Origin of the sequence: Hydrogenophaga sp. 5NK40-0174 (assembly GCF_040372165.1) — a bacterium.
Taxonomy (GTDB): Bacteria; Pseudomonadota; Gammaproteobacteria; order Burkholderiales; family Burkholderiaceae_C; genus Hydrogenophaga.
Genome location: NZ_BAABWG010000003.1, coordinates 417,669 through 433,963, shown reverse-complemented (window position 1 = coordinate 433,963; position 16,295 = coordinate 417,669). Strand labels below are relative to the sequence as shown.

At 62.7% G+C, this 16,295-nt stretch carries 16 protein-coding genes; 11 read left to right on the top strand and 5 right to left on the bottom strand.

Annotation, left to right across the window (positions count from 1 at the left end):
- Positions 1-47 precede the first annotated feature (47 nt).
- A complete protein-coding gene (locus ABWV89_RS11565) occupies positions 48-551 on the bottom strand; it encodes an AMP-binding enzyme (RefSeq protein WP_353396783.1) in 504 nt (167 codons plus the stop codon).
- A 28-nt stretch (positions 552-579) separates the two neighbouring features.
- Positions 580-2,355 (bottom strand): acetoacetate--CoA ligase, encoded by a 1,776-nt coding sequence (locus ABWV89_RS11560; protein ID WP_353396781.1) that lies wholly within the window; start codon positions 2,353-2,355, stop codon positions 580-582.
- A gap of 155 nt (positions 2,356-2,510) precedes the next feature.
- Here ABWV89_RS11560 and ABWV89_RS11555 point away from each other — a divergent pair, with 155 nt between their 5' ends.
- Together ABWV89_RS11555 and ABWV89_RS11550 are read left to right on the top strand one after the other, a co-directional pair.
- Positions 2,511-2,996, top strand: a complete 486-nt coding sequence (locus ABWV89_RS11555; protein ID WP_353396779.1) for a DUF3237 domain-containing protein — start codon at positions 2,511-2,513, stop codon at positions 2,994-2,996.
- 440 nt (positions 2,997-3,436) lie between these two features.
- Positions 3,437-3,880: a ribbon-helix-helix domain-containing protein gene (locus ABWV89_RS11550; protein WP_353396777.1), complete on the top strand. Its 444-nt coding sequence runs from the start codon at positions 3,437-3,439 to the stop codon at positions 3,878-3,880.
- Here ABWV89_RS11550 and ABWV89_RS11545 read toward each other — a convergent pair.
- Together ABWV89_RS11545 and ABWV89_RS11540 are read right to left on the bottom strand one after the other, a co-directional pair.
- On the bottom strand, positions 3,813-4,238 hold the full coding sequence (locus ABWV89_RS11545) for a hypothetical protein (protein ID WP_353396775.1): 426 nt from the start codon (positions 4,236-4,238) through the stop codon (positions 3,813-3,815). The genes ABWV89_RS11550 and ABWV89_RS11545 overlap by 68 nt on opposite strands.
- Positions 4,222-4,794 carry a cob(I)yrinic acid a,c-diamide adenosyltransferase gene (locus ABWV89_RS11540; protein ID WP_353396773.1) on the bottom strand — a complete coding sequence of 191 codons (573 nt, stop codon included), beginning with the start codon at positions 4,792-4,794 and terminating at the stop codon, positions 4,222-4,224. The genes ABWV89_RS11545 and ABWV89_RS11540 overlap by 17 nt, the downstream gene beginning before the upstream one ends.
- On the opposite strand from ABWV89_RS11540, the gene ABWV89_RS11535 reads away from it, so the two are divergent.
- The 5 genes from ABWV89_RS11535 (at position 4,793) to ABWV89_RS11515 (ending at position 10,823) form a co-directional block, all read left to right on the top strand.
- Positions 4,793-4,939, top strand: a complete 147-nt coding sequence (locus ABWV89_RS11535; RefSeq protein ID WP_353396771.1) for a hypothetical protein — start codon at positions 4,793-4,795, stop codon at positions 4,937-4,939. The genes ABWV89_RS11540 and ABWV89_RS11535 overlap by 2 nt on opposite strands.
- A 161-nt stretch (positions 4,940-5,100) precedes the next feature.
- The gene (locus tag ABWV89_RS11530) at positions 5,101-5,403 is read left to right on the top strand and encodes a hypothetical protein (protein WP_353396769.1); all 303 of its coding nucleotides are present in this window, start codon (positions 5,101-5,103) and stop codon (positions 5,401-5,403) included.
- Between the two features lie 178 nt (positions 5,404-5,581).
- Positions 5,582-7,006, top strand: coding sequence for an FAD-binding oxidoreductase (locus tag ABWV89_RS11525; RefSeq protein WP_353396767.1), 1,425 nt, complete (start codon positions 5,582-5,584; stop codon positions 7,004-7,006).
- Between the two features lie 54 nt (positions 7,007-7,060).
- On the top strand, positions 7,061-8,848 hold the full coding sequence (locus ABWV89_RS11520) for a hypothetical protein (RefSeq protein ID WP_353396765.1): 1,788 nt from the start codon (positions 7,061-7,063) through the stop codon (positions 8,846-8,848).
- A gap of 10 nt (positions 8,849-8,858) precedes the next feature.
- Positions 8,859-10,823, top strand: a complete 1,965-nt coding sequence (locus tag ABWV89_RS11515) for a sensor histidine kinase (RefSeq protein WP_353396764.1) — start codon at positions 8,859-8,861, stop codon at positions 10,821-10,823.
- Here ABWV89_RS11515 and ABWV89_RS11510 read toward each other — a convergent pair.
- A complete protein-coding gene (locus tag ABWV89_RS11510; protein WP_353396762.1) occupies positions 10,800-11,525 on the bottom strand; it encodes a LuxR C-terminal-related transcriptional regulator in 726 nt (241 codons plus the stop codon). The genes ABWV89_RS11515 and ABWV89_RS11510 overlap by 24 nt on opposite strands.
- A 247-nt stretch (positions 11,526-11,772) precedes the next feature.
- On the opposite strand from ABWV89_RS11510, the gene ABWV89_RS11505 reads away from it, so the two are divergent.
- The 4 genes from ABWV89_RS11505 to ABWV89_RS11490 all read left to right on the top strand — a co-directional run bounded on the left by ABWV89_RS11505 (position 11,773) and on the right by ABWV89_RS11490 (position 16,214).
- Entirely contained in the window at positions 11,773-13,440 is a 1,668-nt protein-coding gene (locus ABWV89_RS11505) for a YadA-like family protein (RefSeq protein WP_353396760.1), read from the top strand.
- A gap of 91 nt (positions 13,441-13,531) precedes the next feature.
- Positions 13,532-14,536: an OmpA family protein gene (locus ABWV89_RS11500; protein WP_353396758.1), complete on the top strand. Its 1,005-nt coding sequence runs from the start codon at positions 13,532-13,534 to the stop codon at positions 14,534-14,536.
- 78 nt (positions 14,537-14,614) lie between these two features.
- The gene (locus ABWV89_RS11495) at positions 14,615-15,340 is read left to right on the top strand and encodes a hypothetical protein (RefSeq protein ID WP_353396757.1); all 726 of its coding nucleotides are present in this window, start codon (positions 14,615-14,617) and stop codon (positions 15,338-15,340) included.
- Between the two features lie 283 nt (positions 15,341-15,623).
- On the top strand, positions 15,624-16,214 hold the full coding sequence (locus ABWV89_RS11490) for a tetratricopeptide repeat protein (RefSeq protein WP_502903198.1): 591 nt from the start codon (positions 15,624-15,626) through the stop codon (positions 16,212-16,214).
- Positions 16,215-16,295 lie beyond the last annotated feature (81 nt).

The window sequence follows — 16,295 nt, the reverse complement described above, 5'->3', positions numbered from 1 at the left end:
TCCCCGCCGCACCACGACATAGGCCGATCAGCCTATGCGCCCTGAAGCTATCGCGACGATGCGTGCGCGGTGGCGAAGTTCACATACCACTCCAGGCAGGCGGGGTTGGCCATGGCTTCCTTGTTGATGACCTTCTCCAGAGGCTGCCCCAACAACAGTTTCTTGATGGGCAGCTCCTGCTTCTTGCCGGACAATGTTCTCGGAATTTCCTTTACCTGGAAGATGTCGTTGGGCAGAAAGCGCGGCGACAAAGCGGAACGGATGGCACTGTTCAGCTTGAGCTTGAGCGCATCGTCGAGCACCAGCCCTTCGCGAAGCACCACAAACAACGGCATGTAGCTCTCGCGCCCGAGGTACTCCAGGTCCACCACCATGGAGTCCATCACTTCGGGCAAGGCCTCGACCGCGCTGTAGAGCTCGCTTGTGCCCATGCGCAGGCCATGCCGGTTGATGGTGGCATCGGAGCGTCCGTAAATCACGCAAGAGCCATCGGGGTAGATGCGCAACCAGTCACCGTGCCGCCAGACGGCGCCTGATTCTGCATCGAGCACCCGGTCGCCGGGCCGCCCCAAGACCGGGTCAGCCCCCTCGGGGGGGCAGCGCACCATGCGCAGCAGGGGAGCGTGGGGGCAACAACAGATCTCCTCCACCAGGTTTGCGCCCTTGGCCTGGCGGATACATATCGAAATAGCTGCCAAGCAAGCGCTTGTTGTCCACGTCGCCCACGAAGTACAGGGGCATGGACGGAATCGGTTGCGCGCACACCAGCTCGCCCACCTCGTCGATGACCGGTTGCCCCGATTCGTTCCAGGATTCCACTGCGCAGCCGAGCAGCCGGCACTGCATGCGGCCTGGCGTTTGCGGCAGTTCGCGGTGTCCGCCGATGAAGGCACCGGCGAAGTCGGTGCCGCCGGAGATATTACAAAACCAGATGTCGGCCCCCACGCTCCCCTGCTGCGCATGGTCCGCTGCCCCCCCAGGGGGCTGATTCGCCTTGGGGCGGCCCAGCGTCGAATCGTCGGCCCCCTCGCTCCCCTGCTGTGCATGATGTGCGGCCTCGGCCCTCTTGTTCCGCAGACGCCGGAATTGTTCAGTGCCCCAGTTCTGCGCTTCCTCAGACAAGGGCGAGCCTGTGCTGCCCAATGCCCGCACAGTGGAGAGGTCTCCGCAGGTGGACAAGTCCACGCCTGCCTTCAGGCAGTTGGCGTAAAACGCCGCACCGGCGCCAAAGAAGGTGACGGCATTGTCGGCAGCGAAGCGCCACAGCGTCGTCCAGTCTGGTCGCTCTTTGCTGCCACCAGGGTTGCCGTCGTAGATCACGCAGGTGGTGCCGTTGAGCAGTCCACTCAGCTGGGCGTTCCACATCACCCAGCCGGTGGAGCTGTACCAGTGGTATCGCTCGCCCCAGCTGTTGGGGTGGTAGCTGCAACCCACGTCGTTGTGCAGTGTCTTGAGCGCCAGGGCGACGATGATGGTGCCGCCATGGCCGTGCACGATGGGCTTGGGCATGCCGGTGGTGCCGCTGGAATACACAATCCACAGCGGATGATCGAAGGGCAGCCACACCGGCTCGAACGCCCTCACCGCTGCGTCGTCACGCGCCACGATGGCTGACCAGTCGGCACATGGCGCAGACTGACCGAGCGCCGCCTGACGCTCGCTGCCGGACTGGGCCAGGTTGGTGTGCAGCACCACATGGCGCACGGTCGGCAATGCCGCGCGCAACTGAGCCACCACGTCGAGCCGTGAATGGTCTTTGCCGCCATACGTGACGCCATCGCAGGCAATCAACGCCACCGGTTCAATCTGTTTGAAACGATCGAGCACGGCATTCGTTCCCATGTCTGGCGCGCAAACACTCCACACGGCACCAATGCTCACCACCGCCAGAAAAGCCACGGCAGTCTCTGCAATGTTGGGCAGGTATGCCGCGACACGGTCGCCTGGCTGCACGCCTTGCTCGCGCAGGTGAAGCGCCAGCGCGGCCACTTGTCGCTGCAGTTCAGGCCAGCTCAGTTCGGTACGCTGCCCTTTCTCGTTGCTTCCGATCAGTGCGGGCATGCCGGCCTGGTCTGCCGCTTCAACATGACGCAGCACCTGCTGCGCGTAGTTCACCTGGGCGCCGGGAAACCACTGTGCCCCTGGCATCACGTTGCGCGCCAGGACAGCGGTATGGGGCGAGGGTGAATGCAGATCGAAGTAGTCCCAGATGCTCTGCCAGAAGGCATCGAGATCCGTTGTGGACCATTTCCACAACGAGGCGTAATCCTCAAACTGCAGGCCGCGGTGTTCGGCCAGCCAGTTCTGGTAGAGGCGGATTTGCGGAACAAAATTGGGCGTGCCCTGCTCACTCATGATGGCCTGTGTCTCCGTGATGCATTGTCTGCGGCTCGGTGTCTCCCTTGCCTTGTGGAGGCAGACTAGCAGCAGTCGGGCATGGCCGCCATGCCTGAGGCGACAGGTGTCTTTCCCGATGTGCAGTCGGGCGCCAGGCGGGTATAACCGCGGGCATGACTCTGCCCACACCCACACTGGAACATGTTGCCGACCTTGTCGTACAGGTCAGTGAGCCCATTGAAGCGGGCGATGTGACCGGACTCAACAGTCGCGGCAAACGCCGCGTCATTCCCATCACTGACGGAACCGTCTCGGGGCGCATCAATGGCCGGGTCTTGCCCGGTGGCGCAGACTTTCAGCTGGTGGTGAGCGAGACCTGCGCTGACCTGGACGCACGCTATCTGCTCGCGCTGGACGACGATGCATGGGCAGGCGCCCACGTGTTTGTGCAAAACCGCGCCATTCGCCGCGCCAGTGCGGACGACATTGCCAAGCTCGTCCGTGGTGAGCCGGTCGACCCGTCAGCCGTGTATTTCCGATGCGTGCCGACCTTTGAAGTTTCCCACCCTGCCCTGACCTGGATGACGGAAAGCGTTTTCGTCGGCACGGGTGCACGCTTCCCGGACCGTGTGGAGATCAGTCTCTTTCGCCTGACCTGAAAGAGCACGCGCCCTGACCGCTCATGTTGGCCTGGCGCGTGACCACGTCCCTAGGGTAATCCCCTTGTTGCATAACAAGTCGCTGCTACCCGGGTCTCGCAGATCAAACGAACAATGGCATTGAAGCTGCTCAGGGAATCCAGGTTCTGAGGCTTGGCAGCCACCTCCTCGCCACAGCGCGAGGCTGCAAGTTGGTCGACCGACCTGCCAACATAAGAACTATTGAACTAAATTCGATAGCAACCTGCCATATCGATGAAGAAAAGCTGCGCAAAAGAACAACCAATAGTATTATTGGCACCAAAGTTCTGCTTAGTGGAATGAGAATCTGCTTTTCTGTCTTCAGACTGGCGCCGTCCGGTCAGACCTGAAAGCAGAGTCCCGACCCATCCACACGAAGACAACCAGGCGGCTCTGTTTGAGCCGGAACAGGACGAGCCATGTGTGCCATCTTCATCAATACAGATCCACACCTTTATGTCAGCCGGACCCGATCGGTCAGATTGCATGGCGCAGTGACCAGCATCCGCCTGGAAAACCTGTTCTGGGAAGTGCTCACGGAAATCGCGACCCGCGACAAACTGACCCTGGTGCAATTGATCGAGACGCTGTATGACGAGTTGTCGGAAGCGCGTGAGACGGTGAGCAACTTCGCATCGTTTCTGCGCGTCTCGGCTCTGCGCTACATGGCACTGCAGGCCTACCGGGGTGTTCCCATGGACGCAACGGTTCCCATCCGCAGCCTGAACCCGGATGCTGCCCTGTCTTCACTGCCCCCTCATTGGCAAAGGGCCGGTCAGGACGAGCAGGCTGAGATCAGGGAGTCGACCGGCACTGCCCCCAGCCGGAAGCCATCCCCCGGAAATCGCTCTTCCAGGACATAGCCTCGAGATCGATCTCGATGCGTTCATTGTCCAGCGCAGTGAAGATCAGATGCTCGTGAACTGAAAAGCTGTACACGCGCACACCATCGATGAACACGGCGCGCACACGATGCTGGTCATGCTCGATCAGCACCTTGCGATTCCAGACCGAACGGGCCGGCAAATAAACCGCTTCGCACGCCAGGACGATCTGCTCGACCACCTCGGGCGCATGGTTGACCGCACGACGCTCGCCCCAGGCCGTGGGCGCCACCAGCGTCAACGCCAGGCCGAGCCACCCGAGCGTTGCGTTCAGGCGCCAATGCCTCGCAGCCTGGCCACGGACGGCTGCCAGCGGGTGGTCAGCCTTCGCTCCCACCACCCTGCCTCATGCGCTCGCTGCGCCAGTACACATCGTCGCCACCGTCCATGCGGTTGAGCACACGCGCGACCACAAACATCAGATCCGAAAGCCGGTTGAGGTACTGGCGAGGCGCATCCTTGATCGCCTCTTCATTGCCCAGGGCCACCAGGGCTCGCTCGGCGCGTCGCGCAACCGTTCGGCACACATGGGCCTGAGATGCTGCACGTGTCCCCGCAGGAAGGATGAACTCCTCCAGCTTGGGCAAACGCGCATTGAAGGAGGCCAATGCCTCATCCAGCGCCAGAACGGCCTCGGCCTTGAGCAGCTCATAGCCTGGAATGGACAGCTCACCACCCAGATTGAACAGCTGGTGCTGGATCTCCACCAGCGAGCTGCGCACATCGTCGGGCATGGGCTCGCACAACAGCACGCCAATGTGCGAATTGAGCTCGTCCACGTCACCCATGGCCTGCACGCGCAAGCTGTTCTTGGAAACGCGGGTGTTGTCGCCCAGTCCTGTCGTGCCGGCGTCGCCAGTGCGGGTGGCAATCTGAGTCAGTCGTTTTCCCATGGGTTTGGATCGTCTCGGGGTGAAGAGTGAAAAGGAACTGTCGCTGCGCCGGACCGGCATGGCCCTGCCCGGCGATCTCCACATTCTGACGGAAACGCTCGTGCAGCGCCTTCTCTGCCGGATTGGCCCGTTCGCGCCCATGTGAACCCGCGGTGAAATGAGGCAGTTACATCTGCATCGAAACACACGGACATGAAACCCCAGGCAAAAGCGCTGGCGCACTGACACTGCAGGCAGTGAAATACGGCTTCCCCCATCGTTGTGGATGCGCTGTTGCCATTCACCCACGCAAAGGAGACACCCGAGATGAGCAAGCGAATACCTGTGCTGCAGGGCTTCGAAGCCCGTAGCGTCAAACTCATGGCTGCCTGGTCCCTGGTTCTGATCGCTGGCGCGGCCTATCCGGATGGTGTGATCCAGCCACCAGACGACCATGGCCCCAATCCTCTGGCATCCGTGTTCCTCGATGCCGATGCCAACAAGGATGGCCAGCTCAGCCGCCAGGAGGCGCAAGCGTTTCCGATCCTTGCCAACCACTTTGACGAAATGGACCAGGACGGCGACCAGCAACTCTCCCAGACAGAGGTCATCGAAGGCTTGCGCGGCTGACACAGGCTGACAGGCCACATGGGCATCGCGCTGCTGCATGTCCCACAAACCGGTGGACGGGCGTAAACTGGCTGACCTGCCGCCCAAGAGGCGGTCCAAGTGATGCGCTTACAGTGCGCGGGCCAGATCGACCAATGCAAAGGCAAAGGGCTGGCCACAACAGGACAGGAGACAGCCCATGAACGCCCCCAGTCATGCCCACCACCTTCGGCCCGCCATCGACTTGCGGCCGGTTCCCGACGCATTCATCAACGCCCTGCAAGAACGCTTCGGTGCCCAGTGCTCGACAGCCATGGCCGTGCGCGAGCAACACGGCACTGACGAATCCATCTACGAGACCACGCCCCCGTCGGCCGTGATCTACGCCGAAAGCGTGCAAGACGTGGCCGACGCCGTCAAGCTGGCGGCCGAATACAAGGTGCCGGTCATCCCCTATGGCGCAGGCTCCTCGCTCGAAGGCCATTTGCTGGCCGTGCAAGGCGGCATCAGCATCGATGTGAACCGCATGGACAAGGTGCTGTCGGTCAATGCCGAAGACCTCACCGTCACCGTGCAGCCTGGCATCACCCGCAAGGCACTGAACGAAGCCATCAAGCACGAAGGCCTGTTCTTCCCCATCGACCCCGGTGCCGACGCCTCCATTGGCGGCATGACCGCCACCCGCGCCAGCGGTACCAATGCCGTGCGCTACGGCACCATGCGCGAGAACGTGCTGGCGCTCGAAGTGGTCACGGCCAATGGCACCGTGGTGCGCACCGGCACCCGAGCCAAGAAAAGCAGTGCCGGCTACGACCTGACCCGCCTGATGGTGGGCAGCGAAGGTACGCTGGGCCTCTTCACCGAAATCACGCTCAAGCTGTACCCCCTGCCAGAGGCCATCTCTGCCGCCATCTGCTCCTTCCCCACCATCGAGGGTGCGGTGCGCAGTGTGATCCAGACCATCCAGCTCGGCGTGCCGATTGCCCGCTGCGAACTTATCGACGCCAATTCCGTGCGCATGGTCAATGCCCACAGCAAGCTCGGACTGCGCGAAGAGCACCTCCTGCTCATGGAGTTCCACGGCTCACCGGCCGGCGTGAAAGAGCAAGCCGAAACCGTGCAGGAAATCGCCAGCGAGTTCGGTGGCAACGATTTCGAATGGGCCACCACGCCTGAAGAGCGCACGCGCCTGTGGACCGCCCGGCACAACGCCTACTTTGCCGCCATCCAGAGCAAGCCGGGCTGCCGCGCCATCAGCACCGACACCTGCGTGCCCATCAGTCGCCTCGCCGACTGCTTGCTCGACTCGGTCAAGGAAGCCGATGACAGCGGCATTCCCTACTTCCTCGTAGGCCATGTGGGCGATGGCAATTTCCACTTCGGCTACCTGATCGACCCCAACAATCCGGATGAGCACCAGCGTGCCGAAGCGCTCAACCACGCCCTGGTCAGCCGCGCACTGACGCTCGAAGGCACCTGCACGGGCGAGCATGGCGTCGGCCTGCACAAGATGGACTTTCTGCTGGCCGAAGCTGGTGTGCCCGCCGTGGACATGATGCGCACCATCAAGAAAGCCCTGGACCCGGACAACATCCTCAACCCGGGCAAGATCTTCACGATCTGATCCATGCTCCGGCGGCGAAGGCGGCCATGCTGGCGGTGGCTTTTGGCCTGGCTTATGTTGGGCCCCGCCATGCTGGCCTTGCCCGCACTCGCCGCCGAGGTGACCCCCGTCGAGGCGGCACACCGCGTGGTGCGCATCGATGGCCAGGCACCCTTGGACGACCGCATCGTTGCCGTCCCGGATGCGCTCGAGGTGCTGTGGCACGCACCTCATATCAGGATCCACTATGAGTTGACGGTGCCCGACGGCCCCACTGGCAATGGCTTGTGGCTGCAAAGAGTCGGTGCGCCATTCCGCCTGACAGTGGATGGCCAGGCGGTGCAGCCTTTCCTCCCTGAGTTAGCGGCCACCCGAAGCGATGACGGGGTCTTCAACGGGCGCATGCCATTCCTGTTTGCACTGCCTGCCGGTGCACGCACCGTGCGGATTGAGCTGGCCGGCACGGTCTACATTCCGACGGGTCTGGTCGCTGCCCAATGGGGACTCCCCTCAGACCTGGCCATCGCCCATCTTCGGCGCCATGAGAAGATGTCGCGCCCGACAGAAATCAACACCGTGCTGGCGTCGGTGCTGGGTGCTCTGGCGCTGATCTTGTGGCTGGTTCGCCGCGAAGTGATCATGCTGCCCATCTTCGCCGCCATCTGTGTCACGCTGACACTGCGCGGCTGGAGCTATACGGTGGCTCAGCTGCCGCTGAACACCGAGCAGGCCTATCTTTTCAACTCGCTGTTGAGTGTCAGCCTGACGATCTCCGTCCTGGCCTCGTTGCTCGCGTTGACCAACCGCCTGGCCTGGCGGCACACCCGCTGGCTGCTCTTCATTGCCGTATTGCTGCTCGGCCCCTTGGCCCTGGCCCAGTGGATCGGCGAGGCCATGGTGCTGGTGCGGCTGACCATTCTGATCGTCGGCTTGCTCAACATTCCTCTTTGCGTGTGGCTGCTGTTCCGGTGGCGCGCCGAGATTGCCGGGCATGCCGCCTATGTGCTGATCGCCGGTCTTTGCGTCTTGCTGGCCGTCTCCTTGCACGATCTGAGCTGGACGCTGGGGTATCTGCCGCCGCTTCGCATCAGCTATGTTTCCCTGGCATTCGCAGTGCTGCTGCTCAGCTATGCCTACATCACTGCCGATCATGTGCTTCGCAACCTTCATCTCGTAGAGAACGCGAACGTGGTGCTCAATCAGCAGGTTGAACGCACACGCCACGAGCTGGAAGAAAGCCATCAACGCCTGATACAGCTACAAGGCACCGAGGCACGTCGCGGTGAACGCAACCGGCTGGTGTCAGCGTTGCACATGGGACTGGGCCAGCGCCTCTCGTCTCTGGCTGAAGACGTCAGCCGCGGACACATCGTGCCCGACCGAATGCAAGCGCCGTTGGAGATGTGCATACAGAGTCTTCGCCAACTGCTCAGCGCACACCAAACCGATGGCGCGCTCGTTCCCGCGCTGGCCACATGGCGACACGCCTGGCATGCCCGGCTGGAATCGGTCTCCATGACCATGCGCTGGCGAGTCGACGACAGCGCTGACAGCCTTCACCTGCCCGCTCATGCACTGATCGCCTTGATCGACTCCCTCAATCTGCTGATGGAGCACTTGTGGTCGCGCCAGGAAAACCAAGGTGGCACCCTGGAGCTGCACGTGACTGAAGACGCAGATCAACAACTGCTGCTCTCATTGAAAGGGACTGGTCTGAACGCGCCCACCGCCGAACTCGTCGCCCGGATACAAGTGCTGTGGCAAAGCGCTTGCATGGGCCAGTTCTCGTTCGACCCGCTCGACGAATCCCAATCATGGCAAGTGTGCTGGAACACTGCACAATCCAGCCAAGCCACCCCCTGAGCGAGCAGGCATGCATTTTCAGATTCGCCCTCGCCGTCGCTGCCTTCTTCGCAATGGTTTTGGCATGGGCATGGGTGCCCACCACGGCATACATGTCTTGTTGTGCGTCCTGGCCTGCCTGTTGTGGCCACTGGCCAGGGCAGGCGCCACGGCCCCTTTCCCAACGGACGAAGTAACCCATCTTCTGAGCGCTGAGCGCAAGGTGTACCGCGGCAACCAGTTGCTGGCCGAAGACATTGTGCAATTGCCGGACCGACTTGCCCGCGAATGGAGTCAGGAAGGCACGCGCATCGTCTACGAACTGCCCCTGGTTCCTGCGGCCGACCATGCACCCCGCGCCCTGTGGCTGATGCGCGCCGGTGCGCCCTATCAGATCCATGTGGGTCAGCAGTCATTGATGCCCATGCTTCCCCTGCAGGCAGCCTCAGCCAACGGAAGCGGCCAGGACACCAGCCATTTCCTCAATGGTCGCAGCCCGATGCTGTTCCGGCTGCCCACGGGTGCAGAGACAGCGCAGATCACACTGGTCGCGCCCAGCTTCATGCCCTACGGCTTGATCGACGCACGGCAAGGCCCCGCAGAGCCTTTGATCGTCCACCACCTGCGGCGATATGACGAGCTTTCCCTGCCCGTGAAGATCGGCCAGATCCAGGCCCTTTCCGTGGGCGCGCTCGCCTTGATTCTTTGGGCATTCAAACGCCACCAGAAAGCCCTGCTCTTCTTTGGCGCCATGGCGTTGAGCCTGGGGGTGCGTGAAACGCTGTACAGCGCATCGGTCATTCCCCTGCCGCCAGTGCTATTCGAGCTGTCCAACCCTTGGTTGGTTACCCAGTTCGTAGCAGCGGCCACTGCCCTGACCCTCACCCTGGTCGATCGTCTGACGCCTCGCTGGCAAACGTTCTTGCTGGCGGCCTGGGGCATCTTCCAGGTCATGTTCATCGCCGTGGTGACCTGGGGGGCTGGCGCACAGATCATTCGCCTGGCGGTGGTGGCCGTCGGCAATACGGCCTTGCTCGGTATTGTGTGGCTGTTGCTGCGTGAACGCCAGACCCTGGCCAGCTGGCGCGCCTGGACACTGCTCTCGGGCTACCTGTTCCTGCTGGGCGGCTCCTTGCACGATCTCGGCATGGCGCTGGGCTGGACCAGCCCTTTGAACGGCACCCTCATCGCATGGGGATTCAGCGCGCTGGTGCTGGCCTATGGCATCGTCACGGCCGACTATGTGCTGAGACAACTGGCGCAAGCCAAGGTCGTGCGGGCGGAACTGGCAGACAAGCTGGCGGCCTTCTCTGCCGCCCTGAGCCAATCACTCCAGGCCGTGGCCCTTTCAAGCCAGGAAGAAGCACGCCACCAGGAGCGCCAACAGGTCATGAGGGACTTGCACGACACGCTGGGCGCGCGACTCATCACAGCATTGCGCGGCGTCGAACGCCATGCACTGGACCAGCCCACACTGGTGACACTGCTCCAGTCCAGCGTCTCTGACCTCCAGGGCCTGAGCCAGCCCGACAGCGTCGAGAACACGCTGGGCCAAACCTTGCAGCAATGGCGCGACGAATGGGCCGGTCCGCTGGCTCAAGCCGGCATGACGCTGGAATGGCACACGGAACCAGCGCTCGATCAACTGGTTGCACACGCCAAAGCCCTGAGCGTGGTGCAAGCCCTGCTCAGGGAGGGCGTGGCCAACGCGCTCAAGCACTCGCATGCCAGGCGCCTGCGCCTGAGTTGCCAGATCGAAAACAGGCACTGGCTGGCACTGTCACTGGATGACGATGGCACAGGGATTCCCGCCGACTTCCATCCAGGCCACACCTACGCAGGCGGCAACCACATGGGACTGGAGAGTTTGCGCGCCAGGGCACACAGCCTCGGCGGCGATTTGTATGTGGGCCCCAGCACAGCGCTGGGCGGTACGCAGCTCAGATTGATGCTGGCGTTGGGTGCCAATGGCCTAGCGCGCCAGACCCAGGCGTGACGCCTCCAGCGCCGCCTCGGCACGCGACGACACCCCCAGTTTTCGGTAGATGGATTTGATGTAGCTGCCCACGGTGTTTGTCGTCAGGCCCAGCAGCTCGGCCACTTCCGCATTGCGATAGCCCTTGGCGACCAGACGGAGCACGTCGAGCTCTCGCGGCGCCAGCGTCACCTCATCCGCCATTTCTTCTGCCGCCTTCTGCGCAGGCACGCTGGCAGTTGGCAGTCCCCCACTGGCCCCTCCCTTTTGACGGAAGTACGCCAACACCTTGTGGGCAATCACAGGCGACAAAGGTGGCTCGCCCCGCTCGATGCCGAGCAACTGGGAGGCCACCATGTCGCGGGGTTGTGACTTGAGCACATAGCCCTGAGCGCCAGCCCTCAGCGCCGAGAACACGCGCTCGTCGTCGTCGTGAATCGTGCTCACCACGATGAGCGTGGAAGGGCTGTTGAGGTAGATATGGCGAATGAGGGATTCGGCCTGACCATCGGGCAGCTCCCAATCGAGCAGCGCCAGATCGTGCTGGTGCGAACCAACCACTTCGCGCGCCTGTGCCAGAGTGGCCGCTTCGTCCACGGCAATGACCGCCGGGAACAGCGTGCGAACCAGATCGCACAACCATGCGCGCGGTTGATCCAGGTCCTCCAGTACCAGGACGCGCCCCGTCAGCCCGTGAGACGTCGGCACTCTGTCGTTTGTCACTGCTCACCCCTTGTTCTTTCTTCTGTCCGGAGCGACCTTTTTTTCGTGCCTGACAGACCGGCCGGGAATCGCCATTCGCCCTGTCAACCCCCTGGTCAGGGGGGCTCGCCCCCCCGGTACGGGGTCCTGACGAATGAACACCTGTTACTTACCCTTGCAGGAATTGTCGCAGGTCACACAGGAAACGTGCATACCTCAAGCCGCCTTGTCCATGACCTGTTCCCTTGAATCATTGATTTCCCAACATATGAACGCCGACCTCCTCTCCGCTTCCCCAGGCCTCAACCTTGGCCCCCATCAACGGCGGATCAGCTTCCCAAGCACGATGGTATCGGCCGTCGTGGCGGTTTTGCTGACATGGGGCAACCCGGCCGCAGCCCAGTCCACCTGTGAATTCAGCGGCGGCGGCAACGGTGGCGCAACGGCCGTTGGCATCAACGCTCTTGCCTGTGGTGACAACGCAAACGCCGGTGGCGACGGCAGCACCTCGGTAGGGCTCGGTGCCGGGCACGGTTCGTCAGGCACCTACAACAGTGCCAACGGCTCCCTGGCAGGAACGACCGTCTCCGGCCACAACAACAGCGCCGTCGGATCGTTTGCCGGGCAAGACGTCACTGGCAACGCCAACTCGGCCAGTGGCACCCGTGCGGGCGAGCAGGTCACCGGCGACAACAACAGCGCCAACGGTACCCGCGCCGGCCGAGAAGTTATTGGAAACAACAACACCGCCAACGGCACTTTTGCCGGACAAGAGGTCACCGGCGACAGCAACTCGGCCAGTGGCACTTCATCGGGCAGCATCGTGGAAGGTCTCCGCAACAGCGCCAGTGGCTCGCAGGCCGGCCGCGTCGTCTTCGGCGATGACAACAGTTCCAGCGGCACCAGTGCGGGCCAGCAGGTCACTGGCGACAACAACAGCGCCAGTGGCACTTCATCGGGCTACGAAGTCCAGGGCGACTACAACAGTGCCAGTGGCAGCTGGGCTGGTCGCATGGTCACAGGGGATGGCAACAATGCAACCGGCTATGGCGCCGGAAACAACGTCACCGGCAATCACAACACCAGCAGCGGCACCAACGCGGGTCGGTTCACCTCTGGCGACAGAAACATCGCTGTGGGCCACGACGCGGGCAGCAGCACCAACGGCAACGACAACATTGCCATCGGCACCAGCGCCGGCCGGGGCTTCACCAGTGCCAACGGCACCACCGCCCTGGGCCAGAACACCTGGGTCACGGTCGACAACGGCGTCGCACTGGGAACCGACAGCACCGCCAACCGCGCTGCCGGGACCGCCGGGTACGTGCCCACCGGATCCACGCGAGCCCAACGCGACGCGATCAACGCCACCACCGGCACCCGTGGTGCCGTCAGCGTCGGAGACGCCGAGATCGGGGTGTACCGCCAGGTCACCGGCGTGGCTGCGGGCACTGAAGACAGCGATGCGGTCAACGTGTCCCAGCTCAGGGCCGCCAGCAACAACGCGCAACAAGCGGTCGAGCGGGGTGACGCACGCACCCTGCAACAGGCACAAGACCATGCCGACGCCGGCGATGCCCGAACGCTGAAGCAAGCCAACCAGTACACCAACCAGGTGGCCGCTGACACGCGCACCTACGCCGATTCGGGCGATGCCCGCACGCTGGACGCAGCCCGCCAGTACACCAACGGCGAAATCAGCACCTTGCGCAAGGAAACGTCGGCAGGCATCGCCCAGGCCGCCGAGCTGGTGCCCATGGCCCCCAATGGCGAAGGCGAATCCACTCTCAACGTTGGCCTGGCCAGCTACCGCGGCCAGTCTGCCCTGGGCCTGGCCTATGCACGCCAGATCGGATCTGTCGTGATCAATGGCGGGCTCGCTGTCGGCTCCAGCAAGCACCACCTGGTCCGCGTGGGTGCGGGTTGGCGCTTTTGATCCACTTCCCGGCGCTCTTCATTTGGCCTCATTTCGTCTCGATTGGGCTCGTTCGTTTCACATCACTTCGCAACCCTCTGCAGGCTCACGCATGTTTCATTTCTCTGCCTTCGACTCCCGTCGTCTGCTCATGGCAACCGCTCTTGCCCTGAGCGCGTTCACCGCAACGGCGGCTGACGTCAACGGCGCCGAAGACCATCCGCTCATTTCGCGCTTCCCCGGCTCGGACATCGTCTCCTACTACACCAGCGAATTCAACGAAATCCGCTTCCCCGATCGCGCCGCCAAAGAGGACAAGCCGCCCAGCTCATTCGTGACCGCCGCCGGGCGCCACACCGCCATCGTCTACCGCGCACCCAAGGGCAAGACGACAGCGGAACTCATGCGCAACTTCCGGGATGCCATGAAAACGGGCAAGGCCCAGGTCCTGCTCGAATGCAAAGGCGGCGAATGCGATGGCACCAGTTCATGGCATGCCGCCAAGTTCTTCAAAACCATTTTTTCCCGTGAGCACAAGGGCGGCAATGGCCCTGACGATCACTACTTCCCGCTCGACGCCTACAACGCCGACCAACGCTATCTGGTGGCCAAGCTGAGCACACCAGACGGCGCCAACGCCTTTGTCGAAATCGGCATGGTCAGCAAGGCCGATGGCCCGGTACACATCAGTGTGGAGGTCGTGGAAGAAGAAGCCGTTCAATCGGGCCAGGTCAGCCTGAACCTGGACACGCTGACCGACAAGATGGCAAGCGACGGGCGCGTGCCTTTCTATGGCATCCGCTTCGACACCGGCCGAGCCACCTTGCGTCCTGAGTCGACAGCGGAGCTCAGCTTGCTGACCCAGTACCTGCAAGCCAACCCGAAACTGCGTGTTTACATCGTGGGCCACACCGACGACACCGGCGACTTCAGCGCAAATCAGACGCTCTCGCAAGCGCGCGCAGAAGCTGTGATGAGCCACCTGAAGGCACAAAAGATTGACCCTCAGCGCCTGATGGCCCGGGGCGTCGGATCGCTCTCTCCTGTGGCCAGCAACCGGGACGAAAAAGGCCGCGAGCTCAATCGTCGCGTGGAAGTGGTCGAGCGACTGCGCTGATCACCTCGCCTGCGCTGCACCCGCACCTGCGCTCCGGTGCACTCCACTTTCACACCAAGCCCACACCAAGCCCACACCATGAAGTTCCGCACCTTGATTCGCCCTTTCACCTTGAGCGGTCTGACCCTGTTGTTCGTAGCCTTGGCCGGTTGCAGCGACAACGCCCAAGACACCACCCAAACCGCAGCCGCCATGCCACGATCCGCTGCCGACGCCGTTGAACAAGCCAACGCCCGATCAGAAAAGGCTGTTCCAATCCTGGACCTGGACCCCTTGCTCACGCCCGCCGATGCAGCACGCCTGACCGGGCTCGACCCGCAAAAGGCCAAACGCAATCGACTCGACAAACCCGTCAACAGCTTGCACTACGCCTGGTCCAGCTCGCGCAAGCGGCAACTGCCCACGGGTTTGAGGCTGCCCGTGGATGACGAAATCCAGATCTTCCAGCCCGCGGTGCGCGTCAGCACCACAGAAGAAGATTTCAGGCGGCAGCACCTCAAAGCCCCGGACCCCGCTGCCGTGCAGCAGGCGCTGGAAGGCCTGCGCGCCTCCAGGCGCTACCAGGGCATGCCTCGCGACCAGCAGGAGATGGCCGAAAAGATGCTCATGGGTGCTGCCAACCGTCCCCCCATGCAGGCGGTGGAGGGCGTGGGCAAGGCTGCCGCCTGGGACAGTCGCACTTCAACGCTCTACGTGCTGGTCGACCACTATGTGATGGTCACCATGGCCAGCCTGGCTGACGACGACCAACGCAATCGCAGCGTCGCCATTGAACTGGCGCAATCTGCCATCGATCGCCTGTGAGGTTCAGGCGCAACACCGCCAGAATGATGTCCGCAGAAGCAACGGCCCGGCGCGCCAGCGGGCATCAGCCACGAGGACGGCCTCTCCACAGCAGGGTGCAGCTTCCTGTCCGCGCAGTTCCCGCCACCCGCTTTCCCCCTGTTTCGTCATTCAACGGGGGGAAGAACCGCTCATCTTTACCTTCCGGCGCAGACCAGGATGTGCCAAAAAAGTCACACAGGTTTATACTTAAGAGTTACGAAAACTGAAACTCCAACTTCATTTTTTCAGGGAGGTGCACATCATGAATCGTCTGATTGCATTGTTGATGGTTGGCAGCTTGGCAGGCTGCGCAGCAGGCCCCGGGCCTGAAGCGCCGGTTCGTATCTGCGATGCTTCGGGCTGCTCCGAGCGCGATCGCAGCTCGGCCACGTGGCAGGACGAGCCCGGCAACCCCGAGCAGGAGGCCCGGGTAGCCCAGCTGACCGAGCTTGCCGAGAAAGATCCCAAAGCCGCATTCGACCTGGGCCTGCGATATTTCCGTGGTGATGGTGTCCCGCGCGACGCGTACCTGGCCATCGAATGGATGCGCAAAGCGGGCGACCAGGGCGTGCCTGAAGCCCAGTCCGCGCTGGGCCGCTTCTACCTGATGGGCGTGGAAGAAATGGGCCCCGACCCACAGGAAGCCGAAAAGTGGCTGGCCATGGCCGCTGACAATGGCGACAAGGAAGCCAAGAAACTCATGCGCGAGGCCAACGCCCGCAAGAAAGATGAGCAAGCCATGTACCAGTGGCGAGAGGCCCACCGCGCCGGCTGGTACGGCTGGTGGTGGAGTGGTTACCCTTACTATTGGCACTGGGGCCCGCGGGGTTGGGCGCACCGGCACCACCACTGACCTCACCGCACCGGTGTCAATGCAGAGGCCCTTCGTCCGTTCTGATTCATGACGCGATGGGCATTCTGGTTTTCTCAGTCG

What these genes read in the sequence shown, in the direction of transcription:
- ABWV89_RS11550 (WP_353396777.1), top strand. Translation starts at nt 3,437, where the DNA reads ATGTGTGCCATCTTCATCAATACAGATCCACACCTTTATGTCAGCCGG.
- ABWV89_RS11520 (WP_353396765.1), top strand. Translation starts at nt 7,061, where the DNA reads ATGTTGGGCCCCGCCATGCTGGCCTTGCCCGCACTCGCCGCCGAGGTG.
- ABWV89_RS11505 (WP_353396760.1), top strand. Translation starts at nt 11,773, where the DNA reads ATGAACGCCGACCTCCTCTCCGCTTCCCCAGGCCTCAACCTTGGCCCC.
- ABWV89_RS11555 (WP_353396779.1), top strand. Translation starts at nt 2,511, where the DNA reads ATGACTCTGCCCACACCCACACTGGAACATGTTGCCGACCTTGTCGTA.
- ABWV89_RS11525 (WP_353396767.1), top strand. Translation starts at nt 5,582, where the DNA reads ATGAACGCCCCCAGTCATGCCCACCACCTTCGGCCCGCCATCGACTTG.
- ABWV89_RS11560 (WP_353396781.1), bottom strand. Translation starts at nt 2,355, where the DNA reads ATGAGTGAGCAGGGCACGCCCAATTTTGTTCCGCAAATCCGCCTCTAC.
- ABWV89_RS11540 (WP_353396773.1), bottom strand. Translation starts at nt 4,794, where the DNA reads ATGGGAAAACGACTGACTCAGATTGCCACCCGCACTGGCGACGCCGGC.
- ABWV89_RS11500 (WP_353396758.1), top strand. Translation starts at nt 13,532, where the DNA reads ATGTTTCATTTCTCTGCCTTCGACTCCCGTCGTCTGCTCATGGCAACC.
- ABWV89_RS11495 (WP_353396757.1), top strand. Translation starts at nt 14,615, where the DNA reads ATGAAGTTCCGCACCTTGATTCGCCCTTTCACCTTGAGCGGTCTGACC.
- ABWV89_RS11515 (WP_353396764.1), top strand. Translation starts at nt 8,859, where the DNA reads ATGCATTTTCAGATTCGCCCTCGCCGTCGCTGCCTTCTTCGCAATGGT.
- ABWV89_RS11490 (WP_502903198.1), top strand. Translation starts at nt 15,624, where the DNA reads ATGAATCGTCTGATTGCATTGTTGATGGTTGGCAGCTTGGCAGGCTGC.
- ABWV89_RS11535 (WP_353396771.1), top strand. Translation starts at nt 4,793, where the DNA reads ATGGGTTTGGATCGTCTCGGGGTGAAGAGTGAAAAGGAACTGTCGCTG.
- ABWV89_RS11530 (WP_353396769.1), top strand. Translation starts at nt 5,101, where the DNA reads ATGAGCAAGCGAATACCTGTGCTGCAGGGCTTCGAAGCCCGTAGCGTC.